General features: G+C 46.9%; 26 protein-coding genes. 14 read left to right on the top strand and 12 right to left on the bottom strand.

Annotated features, from left to right (window positions below):
• The first annotated feature begins 4 nt into the window (after window positions 1–4).
• Complete coding sequence (locus HR45_RS02425; protein ID WP_037439307.1) at window positions 5–256, top strand: YfhL family 4Fe-4S dicluster ferredoxin; 252 nt, start codon at window positions 5–7, stop codon at window positions 254–256.
• 49 nt (window positions 257–305) lie between these two features.
• Window positions 306–512 carry a hypothetical protein gene (locus HR45_RS02420; protein ID WP_037439306.1) on the top strand — a complete coding sequence of 69 codons (207 nt, stop codon included), beginning with the start codon at window positions 306–308 and terminating at the stop codon, window positions 510–512.
• A gap of 57 nt (window positions 513–569) precedes the next feature.
• Here HR45_RS02420 and ltaE read toward each other — a convergent pair whose 3' ends face one another.
• Window positions 570–1,583, bottom strand: coding sequence for a low-specificity L-threonine aldolase (gene ltaE, locus HR45_RS02415; RefSeq protein ID WP_037439300.1), 1,014 nt, complete (start codon window positions 1,581–1,583; stop codon window positions 570–572).
• Between the two features lie 262 nt (window positions 1,584–1,845).
• On the opposite strand from ltaE, the gene HR45_RS02410 reads away from it, so the two are divergent.
• Complete coding sequence (locus tag HR45_RS02410; protein WP_037439298.1) at window positions 1,846–2,475, top strand: trimeric intracellular cation channel family protein; 630 nt, start codon at window positions 1,846–1,848, stop codon at window positions 2,473–2,475.
• A 39-nt stretch (window positions 2,476–2,514) separates the two neighbouring features.
• Here HR45_RS02410 and tpx read toward each other — a convergent pair whose 3' ends face one another.
• From tpx to HR45_RS02395, 3 genes are all read right to left on the bottom strand, one after another.
• Window positions 2,515–3,093: a thiol peroxidase gene (gene tpx / locus HR45_RS02405; RefSeq protein WP_037439296.1), complete on the bottom strand. Its 579-nt coding sequence runs from the start codon at window positions 3,091–3,093 to the stop codon at window positions 2,515–2,517.
• A 120-nt stretch (window positions 3,094–3,213) separates the two neighbouring features.
• A complete protein-coding gene (locus HR45_RS02400; protein WP_037439291.1) occupies window positions 3,214–4,044 on the bottom strand; it encodes a mechanosensitive ion channel family protein in 831 nt (276 codons plus the stop codon).
• Between the two features lie 256 nt (window positions 4,045–4,300).
• Window positions 4,301–4,846, bottom strand: coding sequence for a DUF4136 domain-containing protein (locus HR45_RS02395; protein ID WP_037439290.1), 546 nt, complete (start codon window positions 4,844–4,846; stop codon window positions 4,301–4,303).
• 168 nt (window positions 4,847–5,014) lie between these two features.
• On the opposite strand from HR45_RS02395, the gene HR45_RS02390 reads away from it, so the two are divergent.
• The 4 genes from HR45_RS02390 (at window position 5,015) to ruvX (ending at window position 6,837) form a co-directional block, all read left to right on the top strand.
• The gene (locus tag HR45_RS02390) at window positions 5,015–5,335 is read left to right on the top strand and encodes a hypothetical protein (RefSeq protein ID WP_037439288.1); all 321 of its coding nucleotides are present in this window, start codon (window positions 5,015–5,017) and stop codon (window positions 5,333–5,335) included.
• Between the two features lie 161 nt (window positions 5,336–5,496).
• A complete protein-coding gene (gene yciH / locus HR45_RS02385) occupies window positions 5,497–5,826 on the top strand; it encodes a stress response translation initiation inhibitor YciH (protein WP_037439286.1) in 330 nt (109 codons plus the stop codon).
• A 22-nt stretch (window positions 5,827–5,848) separates the two neighbouring features.
• On the top strand, window positions 5,849–6,409 hold the full coding sequence (locus HR45_RS02380; protein ID WP_037439285.1) for a YqgE/AlgH family protein: 561 nt from the start codon (window positions 5,849–5,851) through the stop codon (window positions 6,407–6,409).
• A gap of 8 nt (window positions 6,410–6,417) precedes the next feature.
• Entirely contained in the window at window positions 6,418–6,837 is a 420-nt protein-coding gene (gene ruvX / locus HR45_RS02375) for a Holliday junction resolvase RuvX (protein ID WP_037439284.1), read from the top strand.
• Between the two features lie 70 nt (window positions 6,838–6,907).
• Here ruvX and HR45_RS02370 read toward each other — a convergent pair whose 3' ends face one another.
• The 4 genes from HR45_RS02370 to HR45_RS02355 all read right to left on the bottom strand — a co-directional run bounded on the left by HR45_RS02370 (window position 6,908) and on the right by HR45_RS02355 (window position 10,936).
• Window positions 6,908–7,474 carry a glutathione peroxidase gene (locus HR45_RS02370; protein WP_081933357.1) on the bottom strand — a complete coding sequence of 189 codons (567 nt, stop codon included), beginning with the start codon at window positions 7,472–7,474 and terminating at the stop codon, window positions 6,908–6,910.
• A 70-nt stretch (window positions 7,475–7,544) separates the two neighbouring features.
• Window positions 7,545–8,612: a hypothetical protein gene (locus HR45_RS02365; protein ID WP_241461040.1), complete on the bottom strand. Its 1,068-nt coding sequence runs from the start codon at window positions 8,610–8,612 to the stop codon at window positions 7,545–7,547.
• Window positions 8,613–8,776: 164 nt separating this feature from the next.
• Window positions 8,777–9,889 carry a PilT/PilU family type 4a pilus ATPase gene (locus HR45_RS02360; RefSeq protein ID WP_037439282.1) on the bottom strand — a complete coding sequence of 371 codons (1,113 nt, stop codon included), beginning with the start codon at window positions 9,887–9,889 and terminating at the stop codon, window positions 8,777–8,779.
• A gap of 9 nt (window positions 9,890–9,898) precedes the next feature.
• Complete coding sequence (locus tag HR45_RS02355; RefSeq protein ID WP_037439280.1) at window positions 9,899–10,936, bottom strand: type IV pilus twitching motility protein PilT; 1,038 nt, start codon at window positions 10,934–10,936, stop codon at window positions 9,899–9,901.
• 35 nt (window positions 10,937–10,971) lie between these two features.
• Here HR45_RS02355 and HR45_RS02350 point away from each other — a divergent pair, with 35 nt between their 5' ends.
• From HR45_RS02350 to hemW, 7 genes are all read left to right on the top strand, one after another.
• Window positions 10,972–11,679, top strand: a complete 708-nt coding sequence (locus tag HR45_RS02350; protein ID WP_037439279.1) for a YggS family pyridoxal phosphate-dependent enzyme — start codon at window positions 10,972–10,974, stop codon at window positions 11,677–11,679.
• A gap of 84 nt (window positions 11,680–11,763) precedes the next feature.
• Window positions 11,764–12,582, top strand: a complete 819-nt coding sequence (gene proC / locus HR45_RS02345; protein WP_037439278.1) for a pyrroline-5-carboxylate reductase — start codon at window positions 11,764–11,766, stop codon at window positions 12,580–12,582.
• Window positions 12,583–12,599: 17 nt separating this feature from the next.
• Window positions 12,600–13,151 carry a YggT family protein gene (locus HR45_RS02340; RefSeq protein WP_037439277.1) on the top strand — a complete coding sequence of 184 codons (552 nt, stop codon included), beginning with the start codon at window positions 12,600–12,602 and terminating at the stop codon, window positions 13,149–13,151.
• Complete coding sequence (yggU, locus tag HR45_RS02335; RefSeq protein WP_037439275.1) at window positions 13,151–13,450, top strand: DUF167 family protein YggU; 300 nt, start codon at window positions 13,151–13,153, stop codon at window positions 13,448–13,450. The genes HR45_RS02340 and yggU overlap by 1 nt, the downstream gene beginning before the upstream one ends.
• Before the next feature lie 59 nt (window positions 13,451–13,509).
• Window positions 13,510–13,947, top strand: a complete 438-nt coding sequence (locus HR45_RS02330) for a DUF4426 domain-containing protein (protein WP_037439273.1) — start codon at window positions 13,510–13,512, stop codon at window positions 13,945–13,947.
• A gap of 48 nt (window positions 13,948–13,995) precedes the next feature.
• Window positions 13,996–14,598, top strand: coding sequence for an RdgB/HAM1 family non-canonical purine NTP pyrophosphatase (gene rdgB / locus HR45_RS02325; protein WP_037439270.1), 603 nt, complete (start codon window positions 13,996–13,998; stop codon window positions 14,596–14,598).
• Window positions 14,598–15,731 carry a radical SAM family heme chaperone HemW gene (gene hemW, locus HR45_RS02320; protein ID WP_052074433.1) on the top strand — a complete coding sequence of 378 codons (1,134 nt, stop codon included), beginning with the start codon at window positions 14,598–14,600 and terminating at the stop codon, window positions 15,729–15,731. The genes rdgB and hemW overlap by 1 nt, the downstream gene beginning before the upstream one ends.
• A gap of 398 nt (window positions 15,732–16,129) precedes the next feature.
• Here hemW and HR45_RS02315 read toward each other — a convergent pair whose 3' ends face one another.
• The 4 genes from HR45_RS02315 to trmB form a co-directional block, all read right to left on the bottom strand.
• Complete coding sequence (locus HR45_RS02315) at window positions 16,130–17,071, bottom strand: LysR family transcriptional regulator (RefSeq protein ID WP_037439267.1); 942 nt, start codon at window positions 17,069–17,071, stop codon at window positions 16,130–16,132.
• Window positions 17,072–17,357: 286 nt separating this feature from the next.
• Complete coding sequence (locus HR45_RS02310) at window positions 17,358–18,143, bottom strand: YggN family protein (RefSeq protein WP_037439265.1); 786 nt, start codon at window positions 18,141–18,143, stop codon at window positions 17,358–17,360.
• A 236-nt stretch (window positions 18,144–18,379) separates the two neighbouring features.
• Complete coding sequence (locus tag HR45_RS02305) at window positions 18,380–18,703, bottom strand: 50S ribosome-binding protein YggL (RefSeq protein WP_037439260.1); 324 nt, start codon at window positions 18,701–18,703, stop codon at window positions 18,380–18,382.
• Between the two features lie 26 nt (window positions 18,704–18,729).
• A complete protein-coding gene (gene trmB / locus HR45_RS02300; protein ID WP_037439257.1) occupies window positions 18,730–19,446 on the bottom strand; it encodes a tRNA (guanosine(46)-N7)-methyltransferase TrmB in 717 nt (238 codons plus the stop codon).
• Between the last annotated feature and the right edge of the window lie 98 nt (window positions 19,447–19,544).

The following is a 19,544-nucleotide window of genomic DNA, read 5'->3' as shown; positions in this document are numbered from 1 at the left end:
CATTATGGCGCTGTTAATCGACGATAGTTGTATCAATTGTGATATGTGTGAGCCTGAATGTCCGAATCAGGCCATCAGCATGGGCGAAGAGATCTACGAGATTGACCCGGAGCGTTGCACCGAATGCGTTGGTCACTACGACAAGCCAACCTGCGTATCGGTTTGCCCTATCGACTGCATCGACAAAGACCCACAGCGGGTTGAGTCCGACGACGAATTGTTGATTAAATATGCCAAGCTGACGGGGCGTTTATAACGCCCCAATAGTCCCCTAGTGTGCGTGTGAACACGGAGAGTGCCCAATAATGAAAACATTTGCCCTGTTGAGTCTTCTCGCATTAAGCCTATTAAGCGGTTGTGCGGAGCTCAAGCACGCTGGTCAAGATGTCGGTCACGCCACCAAAAAAGCCACAACAGCCATTGGCCATGCTACTCGCGATGTAACGCGTGAAATAGGTCATGCATCTCGCGACGCGGTGAATTCAGTTAAAGAAGAGATTAACGAAGACTGATATTAGCTGTCGCTAACAAGGACGGCGACAAATCTGCTGACGTGCCGCCGTAATGACTTAAGGTAATTTGGCAAAGAAATCCTTGCAGGCAGCAACCACTCGCGTGATATCGGCAGCGCTGATATCCTTATGCGTCACCAACCGCAAACGCTTCGCCGCCGAAATTAAAATCCCTTGCTCCGCCAGCGTTTCCACCAATAACGGCACAAGCTCTTCTGCAACCGTGGCAAACACCATATTGGTATGAACTTCCACGCCTGCGGCAATCTCGTCAATTTCAGTGAGTCCCGCCGCTAAAGCTGCGGCATTGGCGTGATCGTCAGCTAAACGTTCCACTTGCTGAGTTAAGGCTATTTCCGCCGCAGCAGCCAAAATCCCCGCTTGGCGCATGCCACCACCAAGCATTTTGCGCCAACGGCGAGCCCGGCTAATAAAATGTTCGCTTCCCAACAGCAACGAACCCACTGGTGCACAAAGTCCTTTTGATAAACATACCGACACTGAATCAAAGTGCTGGGCAATATCCGCAATCCTAATGCCTTGAGCAACCGCGGCATTGGCAATGCGGGCGCCATCCAAATGGATTTTCAAACCATGATAAAACGCCAGTTGTTGTGCTTCAGCCAAGTAGGCTTGCGGTAACACCTTGCCACCAATCGTGTTTTCCAAGCTCAGCAATTTCGTGCGGGCAAAATGAATGTCATCAGGCTTTATCGCTGCAATCACCTCGGTTAGCGGTAGGCTACCATCGGCATTGTTAGCAATAGGCTGAGGCTGAATACTGCCTAAAATCGCCGCACCACCTGCTTCATATTTGTAGTTGTGAGCCAACTGACCACAGATATACTCGTCGCCGCGTTCACAGTGAGACATCAATGCCAACAAATTGGCCTGAGTGCCTGAAGAGGTAAACAACGCATCTTCAAAACCTAGCATTTCAGCAGCGCGTTGCTGTAGGCGATTCACCGTAGGATCGTCGCCATATACATCGTCCCCGACCTCAGCATTTGCCATCGCTTTGCGCATAGCCGCCGTCGGCTGGGTAACGGTATCACTTCTTAAATCAATCATTTTATTCAGATAATTACCGCAGAAAGCCTCACTCTAACGCTTGCCATTTTCACTGTACAGTGAAGGTTCTTCTTGCCTCCCACAAAAACATCAATATAACTAACCCACAACAAACAAGCACAAACTTTAAAAACGCGATAAATTGGCAAAAAAATGAAAGTTTTTAATTATTTTTTCTAATCCAAAAGTAAGAATATTTCATTGTTCATCTAGCCATTTATACGCCAGAATGCCGCGCCTTTGAAACAACAGGATAAACATCATGCAAGACAGTCAATTCGTCATGTTGCTTTGGTTTGTTGGCGTATTAGCCGAAGCAATGACCGGAGCGTTAGCCGCCGGCAGAAAGCGCATGGACCTGTTTGGTGTGATGATTGTCGGCTGCGCCACGGCAATTGGTGGTGGCACCCTGCGCGACATCCTGCTTGGCAATTATCCTTTGATTTGGGTAGAACATTCACATTATCTGTTGGCCATCATTCTGGCGTCGTTACTCCCGGTATTGATTGCGCCGTTAATGCGTTATCTCACTACGCTATTCCTCACTATTGATGCGCTTGGTTTGGCCGTTTTTTCGGTGATTGGGGCACAGAAGACCTTAGCATTAGGCTTTAGTCCGTCGGTAGCCATTGTAATGGGTGTCATTACTGGCGTGTTTGGTGGGGTCATTCGCGATGTGCTTTGCAATGAGATCCCGCTCATTTTTCACAAAGAGCTCTATGGCATTGTCTCGATAGTAACAGCCAGCTGTTACGTGATACTGCAAATGGCTGATACCAGTGCTTGGATAAGCTTGGGGGTGAGTCTTTGGCTGGGTTTTAGCTTACGGCTGCTAGCAATTCGCTTTCGTTGGTCTGCGCCCACGTTTTACTATTTCGACAAGGCCCAGTGAACCCAGAAGAAAAAAGCGCCAATACTGGCGCTTTTCCGTTTAGTTGGTAGCTTGGCTGATCTGCCGTAATGCAGTCAGCGCCTTATCATAATCCGGATGATGCGAGACATCCGCCACCAACTCTTTATACTGTAGCTTTCCATCGGCATCGACAATAAAGATAGCGCGTGCCAATAAGCCCATATTCGGGATGAGCAGTCCGTAACGCTTAGCAAAGTCACGCCAAACAGCGTCCGACAGCACCTTAATTTTATCGACGTTTTCTACTTTGCAAAAACGCTTCTGCGCAAAAGGCAGATCTTCACTGATCGTGAGCATCACCACATCGTTATCGAAGTTAGCAACCTCTTTATTAAAACGTTTGGTCTGTAACGCACACACGCCTGTGTCTAGACTAGGTACAGCACTAATGAGCACTGTTTTACCTTTGAAATCTGACAAGGTAATTGGTGTGAACTTATCATCAACCACTTTGAATGATGGGACGACTTGGCCAATTTCAGGTTGTTCGCCTGACAGCGTGACCGGTTTGCCGCCCATAAGCACTTCAGCGGCGATGGAAGAGCCAGACACAAGCAGGCTTGTCGCGAGAATGGATGCAGTAAACCAGTGTTTCATATGCTGCTCCTTGTTGGGATAGATGTGATAGAGAGTGTTACTAGCAAAGTGTCTAACGCTATCTTCAGCTGAATAAATTAGGCTGGCGTCAACGCCAGCCTAAGCTCAAACACTAAGCGATTATTTAGCTGCAGTACTAGGCAGCTCTTTGACATGAATATCCATTTGTGGATAAGGAATGCCGATACCATTTTCGTCCAGCGCCAGTTTGATTTTTTCCATCAAATCAAAGTGTGTTGGCCAGTAATCACTGGAGTTTACCCAAGGGCGCACCACAAAATTAATCGAAGAATCAGCTAACGCATGCAAACCGACAGTGTAACTAGGATCCTTCAATACTTTTTCGTGATTTTCCAAAATGTCGATCAACAGCTGTTTGGTCTTTTTAATATCCGCGTCATAAGACACACCAATCACGAGATCAAGACGACGCGTGCTCATGGCTGAATAGTTGGTAATACTGCCGTTCATTAATGAGGAATTCGGTAAGGTTATGACTTTGTTATCCGGCGTTTTTAAGCGGGTAGCAAAGATAGTGATTTCATCGACAACACCTGCAACACCACCAGCTTCAACATAATCCCCCACCCGACATGGACGGAACATGACCAACAACACGCCAGAAGCAAAGTTAGACAGTGAACCTTGCAGCGCCAAACCTACGGCTAAACCCGCGGCACCGAGCACTGCGACCAGAGAGGCGGTTTGAATACCAAGCTGCCCTAATGTCGCAATCACAGTAAACGTAAATACCACTGCCCATGCCATATTAGACACGAAAGAACTGACTGTTTTTTCTGTCTTACGGCTTAATACGTTGGCAGTAATACGTTTTGCCAATCCGGCAAAGTACTTACCAATAAAAAATATCACCAAGGCTAGGATGACTTTCATACCATAGGCCATCACCAGATCCGGCAGTTGTTCCATAAAACTCTGTAGATTTTCCATTCACATGCTCCTAATGAACGCAGATGTCATCCAGGCTGAAATGCCGAGGCTTCAGCTCACTTTTAACAACAGTGTTAAGTTAGCGCTAACTTGGCAAAAATTCACCATAAAGTCGTTACTACGCCATTTTTTTAAATAATGCGTATTAAAACCTACTTTGGCCGCGCTAAATACCGAAAAAATGTAGGGGTATCAAATAAAAACGGCTAGTAGTTAGCAAAATAACTACTAGCCGAGTAATGGATAACAACAGTGATTAGTCAGCTTTAGGCGGGAAATTTCCCAACATAGCGGCTGCCGCTTCATTGACCTTGTCAATCCGCTGCTGTGGCGTCTTATAGTCACGCACAATATTTTTAGCAGTACTGCGCCAAATCAGTTGATGGTTTTTGGCATCCACCATATCCAAAATCAGATCACCCACATCATACTCTTTAACCTGAGAATAAGATGGGCCCCCCCACCAGCCGCGATACCAATAAGGTCCCCAACCAAAGTTAGCATTCAACGTATCGACGTCAGCGCGCTTATTAACTTTGGTCATGTAGTTGACCATCAGTTCAGCGTCTTTAGCATCGACTTTAACAAAGCCTTTTGCTGCTAGCTGTTGATCGACCGCAACATGAACACGTTGCGCCAGTAACCCATCTTTTTGGTACTCACCGTCGGTTGCCTTAGTCTCCACCCAAGCATAAGTTTTATATTGGGAGAAATTAGTAGCAGGATCATAATCCCACCCCGGATGCACGGAGGCGCAGCCGGCCATCACTAACGCTACTGCGGCTAACATAAGATATTTCATAAAAATCACCTAGTTGCTCTGCAAGTCAGTTGCTTTCACCATCAGCTTACCGCCAGCTCAACAAATCTACAACTGCAATTAAGTATCGAATAATTTCACTTCATACTTGCAATTTAAATTTTTTAAATGATAATGATTATCATTAATTTGCTAACAAAGGAATAGCATATGGCTTGGATTATCTGCGCGTTTATTGTGACAAGTATGGTGTATCTGCTGACACCACAAGCGGTAACGAAAGGCGCTAACAGTCATATGTTAGGACTGACCGCGATCACTCAACCTAAGTTGTTAATGATATTGCCGTTGGCAATGCTCACATGGCTAGCAATCAGATCGTTTTCAATGCCATTCTCCTTTTTCACGCTTGCCGCAGTAAGTTTTGTTTCCACCTCAATTGTGCTGCTAGTGCCTAAATGGCGCTTTGCAATACTGCCCTGCGCCTTCCTCTCATTACTATCTGTGCTGTTAGGCGTTATTTGGGGCTAATCGGTTTATTGTTTTCATCTTACTCCCTGCAGCCTTGAGATGAGTCAGCCGCTTCTATTGAAGCGGCTTTTTTGTTGGCTAACTTTCTTGGTAACTATGCGGAATTAGACACAAATCTGCTAAAATCCGTCTTATATACAAGAATTAATGAGATAAACGCTATGCGAGTAGATCCTAATGTGTCACTGGTATACAGCACAGATAAGGGACGAATTACCGAAACTGAAGCGCCAGTTGCTGTGCCTCATGGAGATGGCATTGTGCGTATTCATCGTGATAGCAAGGGCCGCAAGGGTAAAGGAGTATCTGTTATCAGCGGACTCGGTTTAGCGGCGGACGAGCTAAAAGCCCTAGCTCAAAAACTTAAAAAGCAATGTGGTTGTGGTGGTACAGTAAAAGACTTTACTATCGAAGTTCAGACTGACAATCGTGAGCAACTCAAAACATTGCTGGAAAAGCAAGGTTATAAAGTGAAGCTCGCGGGCGGTTAAGGCGCAAATTTCAGGAGCTGTTATGGATAGTTTGCAGAATCACTTCTTAATTGCGATGCCCTCGCTAAATGACTCGTTTTTCGAGCGTTCGCTGATTTATATCTGTGAACACGACGAAAAAGGCGCCATGGGTATCATGGTCAATCGCCCTATCGGCGTTGATGTAGAGGAGTTATTAGCTCAACTAGAACTGCAAGATGAACGTCATTTAGCGCCATCGCTCGAAAACCAAGTCTTAGTGGGGGGGCCCGTTAATCCGGAACGAGGCTTTGTTCTGCACAGTAGCCAACAAAACTGGATTAATAGCAACGCCATCAACGACGAGCTAATGCTGACCACATCACGTGATATTTTGACCTCCATTGGCACCCAAAAAGCGCCTGAGCACTTCTTAGTCGTGCTTGGCTATGCTGGCTGGAGCCGTAATCAGTTGGAAAAGGAACTGGCGGAGAATTCGTGGCTTACTATCCCCGCGACCGCTGAACTGCTTTTTGATACACCATTTGAAGAGCGTTGGGAAAAGGCCACCAAATCGCTAGGGTTTGATTTGTGGCAGATGTCGACCGACATCGGCCATGCATAAGGTTTTACATGTCTCGTACAGTGTTAGGTTTTGATTTTGGCACCAAGAGTATTGGTGTTGCAGTGGGGCAGGAAATCACCGGCAGTGCCCAGCCACTAAAAGCGATAAAAGCCACAGATGGTGTTCCGGATTGGACGCTGATAGAGGCATTACTTAAAGAATGGCAACCCGATTTGGTGGTGGTAGGCCTGCCACTGAATATGGATGGGACCGAGCAAGAGATGACTCAGCGAGCGCGGAAGTTTGCCAATCGTATTCATGGCCGTTTTGGCGTCCCTATCGCAACACAAGATGAGCGCCTGACTACCACCGATGCTAAAGCACGGCTATTTGAATATGGCGGATATCGAGCACTGTCTAAGGGACAAGTCGATTCAGTGTCGGCAGTATTGATCGTCGAGAGTTATTTTGAAAACTCGTATCAATAGTTAACAATAACTAAAAAAAGCGGCGAGCATAACATCTATGCTCGCCGCTTTTTTAACATCAAGATTCATGCTAATTAGCCGTTGCCAGTAACTTATCAATTGCTTGATTAAGTTCCTCGCTGTCTGGCGTCACTCGCGAGCTAAACTGCTGTACCTGTTTGCCGTCACCACTGACTAAATATTTATAGAAATTCCATTTAGGTGAGCCCGCCTTATCATCCAAGTATTTAAACACTGGGTTTACGTCACTACCGCGTACTGCAGAAGTGGCCAACATGGTAAAAGTCACACCATAATTGATGTAGCAAATTTTGGCCGTATCCTTTTCATCATCTTCTTCCTGAAAAAAGTCGTCCGATGGAAAACCTATGACCACAAGTCCTTTGTCAGCATAACGTTTATGCAGTGCCTCTAACCCCTTAAATTGAGGGGTAAAACCGCAATGGCTGGCAGTATTGATGATAAGTACTGGCTTACCCTGTGTTAATTCGCACAAGTTAACCGTTTGCGAAGAGTGCAGCTTACGCATATCGCGATTGAGATAATCAGGACAATCGGCAGCGAAACTTACACTACCGAATAATCCCAATCCCACCACCGCTAGTTTAAGACTCTGGTGCAGATATTGAGTAAACATTGGACCTTCCTGTGTCTATCGTGTTGATTCCCAATAATACGCAGCTTCAGCCGTGGCAGATCATCGTCGGTTAGAAGTATAAGCCGATGTTGATATTTAATCGTGAGTGCCAGCCGTTTTCGCCTTCAGCAATGCCGATACCTGGACCGTTAGCGAACCACATATTCTTACCAGCAATCCAGTCAACATAGGTGTAAAACTTACCCGCCGTCAGCATACAGCCCGTCACGTTTTGAATGGAGTTATCCAAGCCCGCGCCAGAAGCGGCGGTGTAGGTAAAATCGTTATAGCAATTTACGTTGGAAATTGGCCCCCATGAAACATCCATACTATGGGCTAAGTTAGCGCTATAAACATCGGCTTTTGAGGCGATTTCAAACGGGTAAGCAAATGCAGACATCGCCATACGATCATCAGGGAAGTCGTAATCATAATGAATGTACTGCAGTTGTGTTTGCCATTTACGCCAGTCCATCTGCCAATGAACCGCTGCGGCATAACCATCGGTGTCCTCACCCGCTACCGCATTTTCGCTTGGCACATAATCAAATTCACTCCACTGGAATGAAGCGCCCAGTTTATGCGCAGCATCACCAACGCTTAATTGCTTCTCAACACGTGCATTGAGCTGTCCGGCTTCTTCGTAAGGGCGTGCGGGTGTTGTTGCCACATCAAAGGAGTAACGCTTTACTCTGCTGCCGTCACCATATTCATCATTGGCAAAGTAAGCTAAATCGTAACGCCAGCCGTCATCAGCATCATGCTGCCAGTGGATACCCGCATCATAATCATCTTCAAACCCAAGATAATAGGTACCACCGAACCAGAACGAATGCGACGCAGTAGGCAATAATCCAAACGGCACTAAAGTGATACCGAGCTTCACAACATCCTTATCAGTAAATTGGTAGCCTGCCCAAGCGTGATGGACCACTTCTTGATCTTGGTACCAGCGGTATTGTGCAGACGCGAGTAATTTGTCTTTTTTGTAGTTCACATCGATGCGAAAAAGTTCGAATTCAAACTTTGCGTTATCGTCGTAGTCTTTCCAACCGTAGTTAAGGCGCACTGCGCCACCGATATCGAGTTCATCTGTAACGGGTACTGCACTCACGTAACCTGATGCAAATAAAGACACAAGAGCGAGCCATCTCATGGCATGAGTTTTCATCATATTCTCCCAACGGTCAAAATTTGGTGCGGAACCTTAACAAAAAATTAGTTTGAATTCGAATTATTTATCGAATATTTAGAACTAATAACAATAGTTGCTCGCGATCTCCTGTGCCAATTTAATGCGGCTTAATCCATGTCTAATGTAATGCTGTCCATGGAACCAGACGAACCAGCATTCCCACTCTCCAACTTGATCATCAAACGCAAATCGTTCGGTGAGTCAGCATGGTGCAGAGCATCGGCGTAGGTGATCTCACCATCTTTATAGAGCTTGAACAGCGCTTGGTCGAACGTCTGCATGCCCTGCTCATTGGACTTCGCCATAACTTCTTTCAGTACATGCAATTCATGCCGCTGAATCACACTCGCCACCCGCGGCGTATTGATTAAGATTTCAATGGCTGCACGGCGCCCGGTACCATCCGCTTTTGGCACCAACTGTTGCGCCACAATGCCGCGTAAATTTAACGACAAGTCAAACAGCAATTGCGCATGCTTATTTTCCGGCACTAAGTGCATAATCCGATCAAGTGCTTGGTTAGCGTTGTTGGCGTGCAAGGTCGCCAAACACAGGTGACCGGTTTCAGCAAACGACAGAGCGAACTCCATGGTTTCCTGACTACGGATCTCACCAATCAAAATCACATCAGGGGCCTGACGCAATGAGCTTTTCAGTGCTGCGTCAAATGATTCAGTATCGATGCCGACTTCACGTTGGGTGACGATACATTTGTTGTGTTGGTGCACAAATTCGACCGGGTCTTCAATGGTCAGAATATGGCCTTTGGTATTGGCATTACGATATCCAATCATTGCCGCCAGCGAAGTTGACTTACCGGTACCGGTGGCCCCGACCATGATCACCAAGCCACGCTTGGCCATCACCAAGTCTTTTAACACTGGTGGCAAACTCAAATCTTCCAAGGTCGGAATTTTGGTTTCGATACGGCGCATCACGCAACCTGCGGCTTCACGTTGCCAAAAAGCGCTGACACGAAAACGTCCTAGGCCTTTTGAACCAATCGCAAAGTTGCATTCTTTGCTTTCGTGGAATTCCTGCTTATTAGCGGGGGTCATCAACGACTCGACAAATTCGAGTGCCTGCGCCGCAGTAAAGGCATTTTCAGCTAATGGGCGTAACGCACCGTCGACTTTGGCACTGGGCGGAAAGCCGGCGGTAATAAACAGGTCTGACGCCTTACGTTCAACCATGGCTTCCAAAAAAGGTCTGACGTCCATAGCGACTCCTTAGAAATTAACCTGCTTGTTAGAACTCTTGGCCAGCGCATCTTCGCGACTGATCACGCCACGACTCACTAATTGCTGCAAACTCTGCTCCAGCGTTTGCATGCCATGCGCCATACCAGTTTGGATAGCCGAATACATTTGCGCCACTTTATCTTCACGAATAAGGTTACGAATTGCAGGCGTACCAATCATAATTTCATGTGCTGCCACGCGGCCGCCGCCAATCTTCTTAATCAACGTTTGCGAGATAACGGCTTGTAGCGATTCCGACAACATGGTCCGTACCATATCTTTTTCACCTGCGGGGAATACGTCCACTACACGGTCAATGGTTTTAGCTGCTGAAGTGGTGTGCAAGGTGCCAAAAACTAAGTGACCTGTTTCCGCCGCTGTCAGCGCCAAGCGAATGGTTTCGAGGTCACGCATTTCCCCCACCAGAATCACATCCGGGTCTTCACGCAAGGCGCTACGCAATGCCGCTTCAAAGCTCCAAGTATTGCGGTGCACTTCACGTTGGTTGATCAAACATTGCTTGTTCTGATGCACGAATTCGATGGGGTCTTCGATGGTCAGAATATGGTCGTGACGGTTGTCATTCACATAATCGATCATCCCAGCCAGCGTGGTACTTTTACCCGACCCTGTAGGCCCTGTGACCAACACCAACCCACGCGGATACGAGGAAATTTTCTTAAAGATTTCAGGCGCGCCTAATTGCTCTAAGGTTAAGATATCAGTAGGAATGGTACGGAACACTGCCGCAGCGCCACGCGATTGGTTAAAGGCGTTAACCCTGAAGCGCGCCAAGTTAGGAACTTCAAACGAAAAGTCGATTTCGAGGTGTTCCTCGTAATCCTTACGTTGTTTATCGTTCATGATATCGTACACGAGGCGATGTACGTCTTGATGCATCAATGCCGGGACATTGAGCTTTCTCACCTCACCATCGACACGTATCATAGGTGGAACACCTGCAGAAAGGTGTAGATCTGACGCTTTGTGTTTTACACTAAAAGCCAATAATTCAGTGATTTCCATAACTTGGTATATCCGTTAAACCAAAAGATAACAACATGACAACAATAGCAGACAGACTCGAGCTAGCCCAGCAAAGGATAACCACCGCCGCTAAAAATTCCGCGCGCAATCCCGATGAGATCCAACTGCTTGCAGTCAGTAAAACCAAGCCCGTTAGCGATATTCTCGCCGCCTACCAAGCAGGACAACGTCGTTTTGGTGAAAACTACGTCCAAGAAGGTCAACAAAAGGTAGAAGCACTGCTGCAACAGTGTCCCGACATTGAATGGCATTTTATTGGCCCGTTGCAGTCAAATAAGAGCCGCATTGTCGCTGACTATTTTGACTGGATGCACACACTGGAGCGTGCAAAAATCGCCGATCGCCTCAATGCGCAGCGACCTTCAGATAAAGCACCGCTGAACGTCTGTATACAGGTGAATATCAGTGGTGAGGCGAGTAAATCTGGCGTGGTTGATAAAGACAGCATGCTAGCGCTCGCGGCGCACATTGCCACCTTACCCAAGCTTAAATTACGCGGATTAATGGCAATCCCGAGTCACTCTGATGACAAGCAACTGGCTAAAGAACTGGACACTATGCAGCAGTTATTCAATACGCTTCAGTTAGGCTATGAAAGTGTTGACACCCTCTCGATGGGCATGAGTCAGGATTTAGAACTTGCTGTCGCACACGGCTCGACTATGGTGCGCATTGGTAGTGCCATATTTGGTGAGCGAGACTACAGCGCGAATGCCAACTAGCCCTTGTTTTTAGCAGATCGCGCCCAAATACTATAAGCAACTCGTCTGTTGGCGAGTCGTTATTTTCAAACAAAAGAGGATCGCATGACTTCTAACAAAATCTGTTTTATCGGTGCCGGCAACATGAGCCGCAGTATCATCAGTGGACTCGTTAACAGTGGCTATCAACCTGAGCTGATAGAAGCAACCAACCCAAGTACACCGAAGCTGGACGCACTGAAAGCGGATTTTGCCATTAATACCAGTAGCGATAACGCTGCAGCGGCACAACGGGCCGATGTCATCATCCTGTCAGTAAAGCCACAACTGATGCAACAAGTGTGTGAAGCGCTGGCAACGTTAGACCTGTCAAATAAGCTTATCATCACGATTGCCGCCGGTATTCCCGCCACACGCTATCAAGATTATTTCGGTCAACCAATTAAGCTCATCCGCGTGATGCCTAACACTCCAATGCAATTAGGTGCGGGTATGTCGGGCTTATATGCTCCAGACAATATCTCGGCAGAGCAAAAGGCCATTGCCGAAGCGATTATTAAAACCGGTGGAGATACAGTGTGGGTTGATGATGAAGACGGATTGAATCTGGTCATTGCACTCGCGGGGAGCTCTCCGGCCTATTTCTTCCTGTTTGTCGAAGGCATGATTGAAGCTGGCATTAGCATGGGAATGGAACGCGATAAGGCGCGCAAGCTTGCGCAACAAGCGGCCTTCGGAGCTGCCAGAATGTTGATTGAGAATCCGCAACTGACAGCCGCGCAACTGCGTCAGAACGTCACCTCAAAAGGTGGCACCACTCACGAAGCGGTGGAAACCTTTAAACAAGGCGATCTGCATGGATTAACCGCCAAAGCAATGGCAAACTGTATCGCTCGTGCAGAAGAAATGGCGAAACAATTTTAACCACTAAGAGACCCGAAATGACTGATCCATTTACTTTTTTAGTTAGCACCATATTCGATCTGTACCTGATGGTCGTTATCCTGCGTATCTGGATGCAATTGGTGCGAGCGGACTTTTACAATCCCTTCAGCCAATTTATTGTAAAAGCCACCCACCCGATTATTAAACCGCTGCGCCGGGTACTGCCGTCAATCGGCAATCTCGACACTGCGTCAGTGGTGCTGGCGTTAGCAGTGGTTGTGCTAAAAATTCTGGTTATCACCTTGATTGCAGGTGCTCAATTTAACATCCTTGCCACGCTCATTTTTGCCTTAGTGTCTGTCATTAAACAGGCGGGAGTACTGCTGTTCTATCTGTTGATTATCCGCGCAATTCTGAGCTGGGTAAGCCAAGGTAGCAACCCATTTGAATATGTACTGTATCAGTTAACAGAACCATTTTTGGGTCCAATCCGCCGCATCATTCCACCGATTGGCGGTTTAGATTTGTCTGTGCTGGTGCTGTTTATTCTACTGAATTTCCTTAACTTACTGTTAGCGCAGCACGTTCCATACTGGGCTGTTGCCTGATGAGTAAAGGGCAAACGGCCGTCACCATGGAGCAGCAACAATTGCTGCTCCGTGTTTATGTGCAGCCCAAAGCCAGCCGCGATCAATGGTGTGGTCTGCATGGTGATGAAGTTAAATTGGCTATCACGGCACCACCTGTGGATGGCAAAGCCAATCAGCATATTGTGAAACTACTGGCCAAAGCCTTTAAGGTTGCCAAAAGCCAAGTCCATATTGTGAAAGGTGAGTTAGGCCGGCATAAGCAAATTCGCATCGATACTCCACAACAACTCCCCGCAGAAATAGCTGCACTGCTGTGATGGGAATTCATGCGCTAGCTGGGTATAATTTGGCTGAGCCTTTAATCGACTGAGTTACCATGAGCCGTTCTTGTATCACTGCCCTGTTACTGTGGCTAACCGCCTTAGCATTGCCTGCCTACGCAGAGCAAAAATTGCAGGTCGGTCATTACGATATCCACTACACGGCACTACCTAGTACTTTTATCTCCCCAGCTGTGGCACAAACTTATGGCATTCAACGTAGCCGCTATCTTGCGTTAGTGAACATTGTCGTCATTGATCAGTTAAAACCAAATAATGGCTACACTCAGGTCGAAATCAGCGGCATCGCCACCAATCTGCTCGAAGCGCGATTCAAACTAAAATTCAGGGAAATTCGTGAAGGCCAGTCAATCTATTATCTGGCACAACTCCCCTACCGAGATACTGAAGAGATCCATTTTCATCTGGCGATAAAACATCAAGATGATTTGAATACTAAGCTGAATTTTAGCCAGCAGTTTTTCAACGACTAGTCTTTTTCGGCAGCTTGCACTGCCAACAACTCCGCAAGGAATTCCACAATGCAGAAATTTGTTCTGGCCAGCGGTAACAAAGGCAAATTGAAAGAATTTGCCGAAATGTTTGCCCAATACGATATCCAAGTGCTTCCACAAAGCGATTTCGCCGTTGAGGAAGTGCCGGAAACTGGCACCACCTTTGTTGAAAACGCCATTATTAAAGCGCGCCACGCCGCCGCAGTAACAGGCTTACCAGCTATTGCTGATGATTCAGGTTTAGAAGTTGATGCACTGCAAGGCGCTCCCGGCATCTATTCTGCGCGCTACAGCGGCGAAAACGCCACTGCGGTTACAAATTACACTAAGCTGCTGGATGCACTGAAAGAGAAGAATGCGCCTCGCACCGCGCGCTTCCAATGCATTTTGGTTTACATGCGTCACGCAAAAGACCCAACGCCGATCATTTGCCAAGCAGCTTGGGAAGGTGAAATCGGTTTTGACGTCAAAGGTGAAAATGGTCACGGCTACGATCCCATCTTCATTCCACAAGGCATGCAACAGACCGCGGCAGAGCTCAGCAGTGAACTGAAGAATGAGCTGAGTCATCGTGGCAAAGCACTTAACCTGCTGTTGGATGCTTTTAAAGCACAGGGGATTATTGCTTGATCACTCAACTGCCGCCACTGAGTCTGTACGTACACATTCCTTGGTGTGTACGTAAGTGCCCCTATTGCGATTTCAATAGTCACGCGCAGCACGGTGAAATTCCGCAGCAACAATATGTGGATGAGCTGCTAAAGGATTTGGATACCGATTTAAAGTGGGTACAACAGCGCCCGTTACACAGTATCTTTATTGGTGGTGGCACGCCCTCACTGTTCGATGCGGAGCAAATAAAACGTTTACTGGATGGCATTGCAGAGCGTATTCCATTTGAGGCCGATATTGAGATCACCATGGAAGCCAACCCTGGCACTGTAGAACATGATGATTTCAACGCCTATCGCGCTGCGGGTATCACCCGTATCTCGATGGGCGTACAAAGTTTTGCCTCAGATAAGCTGAACATACTCGGGCGTATTCACGGTGGCGATGAGGCTAAAAAGGCTGCGGCTTCGGTGGCAAAAGCGCACTACAACAGCTTCAACCTAGATTTAATGCATGGCCTGCCGAATCAATCGCTGGCACAAGCACTGAACGATATCGAGACCGCCGCATCGCTGAACCCTCCGCACCTGTCTTGGTATCAGCTAACGATTGAACCCAATACCCTGTTTCATAGTCGTCCCCCTGTACTGCCAGACGATGAAGCGTTATGGGATATTTACCAGCAGGGGCAACAGCGGCTCAAGGCGCTAGGTTATCGCCAATATGAGATTTCGGCTTACGCCAAACCCGGTTTTGAATGTCGTCATAATCTCAACTACTGGGAGTTTGGTGACTATCTCGGTATAGGCTGTGGCGCCCATGGCAAAGTGACTTTGTTAGACGAGCAGCAAATTCTTCGCAGCGTCAAAGTAAAACACCCTAAAGGCTATCTCGCAGGTGAGCATCTCTACCAAGTAGACGAAGTGTTGCCTGAAGATCGACCGCTGGAATACCTGATGAATCGACTAAGGTTAATGGGTCCGATTGCTAAAGCAGAGTTTGCGGCGAGAACGGGCGTAGATTCGTCAGTGCTGGATGAAGGAATGCTGCAGGGTGAACGTAACGGCTTGGTAACAGTCGATGCCGAACACTGGGAACTGACAGATAAAGGCCACATGTTCGTTAACGAGCTATTGTCTTACTTCTGCTAATCTGCGCCGTTGACGTAAAAAATACCCCGCGATAAGCGGGGTATAACCAAATCAGGATGTCGGTTTAAATGCCGCGCTGAGGTTGTGTTAACAACACAGCCATCACATCAGTATATGCACAGCAAGAGATTCGGATTGCAAAAGCTGCTGAATCATAGCGCTACGTCAAAGGGGTCATTTCGACGCAGATATGTCCCTAGATCCCACCCAAATCAAGCCTTGTCATTGTAGTAACTCTCTTAGTTGATGCAAGTTAATTACCTTTGATTTGTAACCAAGGTCAAAAAATACATTTCCCTTAATTTACACTTTTAAAAACAAGGTGTTGATTTGTAGTATAAATTTATTATCCAGAGAAAAACCGATTGATTTAGCACTATATTTCTTGTTTTTCCGTACTACTTCCGCAATGCAAAAATTTCTGCAAATTTGTCATCCCACACAGGCGGAGTACCAATATGTTCCTTTATAAATTCGATAAAGGCACTGACCTTAGGTGCTAGGTGTTTACGGCGAGGATAAACCGCCTGCAAAGGCAGATGGTTAACCAATTGCCAATCTGTCAGCATAGGCACTAACTTGCCTTCTGCAATCTCATTCTCCAACAGATAGGTGGCCATATAGACCACGCCAAGGCCATTAACCGCGGCGGTCTTCAGTGCTGGCGCATTATCCACGCGGAAGTTACCAGAAACACCTATTTCACAGTAATCATCACCCCGCTTAAACTGCCAAACAGAGTGCTCATGCCACTCACCGTGATACACCAAACAGTTATGCTCGACTAACTGCTCTGGGCGCTCAGGCACGCCATGCTTAGCAATATAATCTGGAGATGCCAGCAGTAAAAACTGACACTTCATCAACGGCCGAGCCACCATTCCCAGCGGCAGTTGCTCCGACATGGTCAGTAACAGATCAAGGCCTTCGTTCACCACATCGACCTTATGGTCCAACAGACTGACTTGCAGTTCTAATTCTGGATGACGCGCCATAAACTCAGGCAACGCCGGAATAATGTGGGCAGTACCAAAAGACTGTGAGATCCCCAGTTTTAGCACGCCACGAGTGGCATCATTTAGATTGTGCACACTGGCGACCGCTTGATCGGCGCCTCGCAACAGTTCTTCGCCTTGAGCATAAAGCAGGTTGCCCGCTTCGGTCAGACTTAAACTACGAGTCGTACGTTGGATAAGTTGCACACCAAGCCGATGTTCCAAATCAGCGACTTGCGTACTGACTTTCGACTTTGAAATTCCCAAGCGACGGGCGGCGGAGCTAAAACTTCCGGCGCGAGCGACATGAGTAAAAATAGCGATGGGTTCCAATAGTTCTAGCATTGATGTCGCCTATAGCTGCTTTATTCTTGTTAATTGGTTCGCTGAACTGTCTTTTACGTGGAAAAGTGATCGGCCCGAACGAGCTGATTGTACAGCTCAGAGAATAATTGTATCGAGAATAAAAAAGTATACCAACTCTTTAGTGACTACTCTAATGCTCAAAGTAGATAAATTGCAGATTACAAACTAAAAAAAACCGCATCCAAATAAATTGAGATGCGGAAAAGGAAGGTCCGTTAAAGAACCAGTCACAAGGAAGAAGAAAAAACTCGCAAGTAATGTCCGATTAATGACGATTTGAAATCAGGGTATAGTCTTCAAGCTCAGGGATCTGTTGTTGCACTTTCGACTCCAACTTTTGCAGTTCGGCAAAGCTTTCACACAACTCATCCGCATTGCGCTCAATCTCGTCAGAGCGTGCTTCCATACGCGCCTCAATGTCATCACCCATGCGTTCCATTTTGGCGCCAAATGCTTCCATCTTTTCACTAAAGCTGTCGCCATCACTGTCCATCATGCTTTTACCGATGTTAACCATGATACTGCCCAGCGAACTCATCACGGCTTTTTCAATATCGTCGCTGAACTCATCGCCAAAGGCTTCATCAAGCGAATCATCTGAAGCACCAACGTAGTAGACATCTCCTTGGTGATAGGCCAAGTCACTAATACGTTCATGCAGATTCGCCATTGCTTCGTTGAGTTTGCCACTGCCCTCTTCGCCTAATAATGGCGCTAACGACGTGCCCACAGCATCGGTCGCAATGTCCATCGCGTTGTCTAACAAAGTGATGACTTTTGGTATCTGTGCAGAAACACCATTGCGGTAATCTTCAATCAATTGCTGCTGCTCGGCGTTCAGTGGCACTTGTTTGCCGTCGACGAATAATTTGTCGCCTTCAATGCGATAGAGCTCTTTATCGTGCTCAGCAACCCGCAGCTGTTGTTGCTTAAGGGTGACATCGTAGTTGAGCGAGATATTGCAGCTGTCGTGTGAATGATAAACAGAAGCCTGCGCTTGTCCGGCGAGCAGTGAACCAGTTAATGCCAATGCACATACCAAAGTTTTCATTGTGAGTCCTTGTCATTCAGTATTGATGTTTAGTGATAGCACATGGCGTGCCAATTTTTAACGCACTGATTTATAATAATTTAATTTCATTAAATGTATTAAGGTGTGTGCTTGTTAGCTAAAAGCACCAGTTTTTAGTGAATATGACGAGCGCAATACGCAATTGGTTGGAACAGACATAAAAAAACAGCGCACAAGGCGCTGTTTTTTTATGTCTATTGGGCAAGCGCTGAGGCTTAGCTCCACCAAATATCGTATAAATCGGTTACGCTAACTTCGAGTACCTGCTGGCTTTTCCAAAAGTCTTCCACCGCTTGGCGGTCTTCATCGGTACATTTGCCAATGCGTTGCGTAGCAACAATGCCATCCCATACGTGATGACCGCCGCCATGAAAACCAAGACCACGAGGTTCTATCACTTGCTCGATAAACTTATCGACCTGTGCATCAATTTCATCTTCCGCGATATCATCAGGGAAGCGCCACGCGACATCAAAACCAAGTTCCTGAAACTCATCAACACGCAACTTTTTGCGTAAACGACGACTGCGAATAGCCATGAGCAAATTCTCCGATTTATATAAGGTTATTCAGTGCGCTCGAACATTAAATCCCACACGCCATGTCCAAGACGTTGACCACGAGCTTCGAATTTCGTCAGTGGACGATAATCAGGTCTAGGCATTACCGTACCATCAGGTGATTGATTTTTATAGCCTGTTGCCTGATTCATCACTTCCAGCATATGTTCACTGTAGTTTTCCCAATCAGTCGCCATATGGAATACACCACCAATTTTGAGGCAACTATGTACTAGCGCAGCAAATTCTGGCTGCACAATGCGACGTTTGTGATGACGCTTCTTGTGCCAAGGGTCAGGGAAGAACAGCTGCACTCGTGACAATGAACCATCAGCGATAGCATGTTGCAGAACTTCAACTGCATCATGGTGATACACGCGCAGGTTAGTGACACCAGCTTCAGCCGCTGCTGATAAACAGGCACCAACACCAGGCTTATGAACTTCAATACCGATAAAGTTTAACTCTGGGGCCGCCTTCGCCATTTCCACCAAAGACGCGCCCATGCCAAAACCGATTTCCAGTACAGTGTCGGCTTCACGGCCAAATACTTGTGCTAAATCGATGGTCTCAGCGGAATACTCCAACCCCATGGTTGGCCAGTTTTCTTCAAGCGCTTGAGCCTGACCTTTGGTCAGTCGTCCTTCGCGCAATACAAAGCTTTTGACTTTACGCAGGTACTTGCCTTCTTCATTGAATTCAGCAGTAGTAACGTCGCTCATTTTTGCTCCTGTCAACGGACAGCCATGTGAAAAGAATGGGCATTATGCAAACTTCAACTGGCGGTGCAAGTGTTAGCGCAGAAAAAGTGCACCAACTA

It is taken from the genome of Shewanella mangrovi (genome assembly GCF_000753795.1).
In the GTDB taxonomy this organism is placed as follows: domain Bacteria; phylum Pseudomonadota; class Gammaproteobacteria; order Enterobacterales; family Shewanellaceae; genus Shewanella; species Shewanella mangrovi.
The sequence above is the reverse complement of the archived record's forward strand: the minus strand, read 5'-3'. Positions and strand labels throughout refer to the sequence as shown.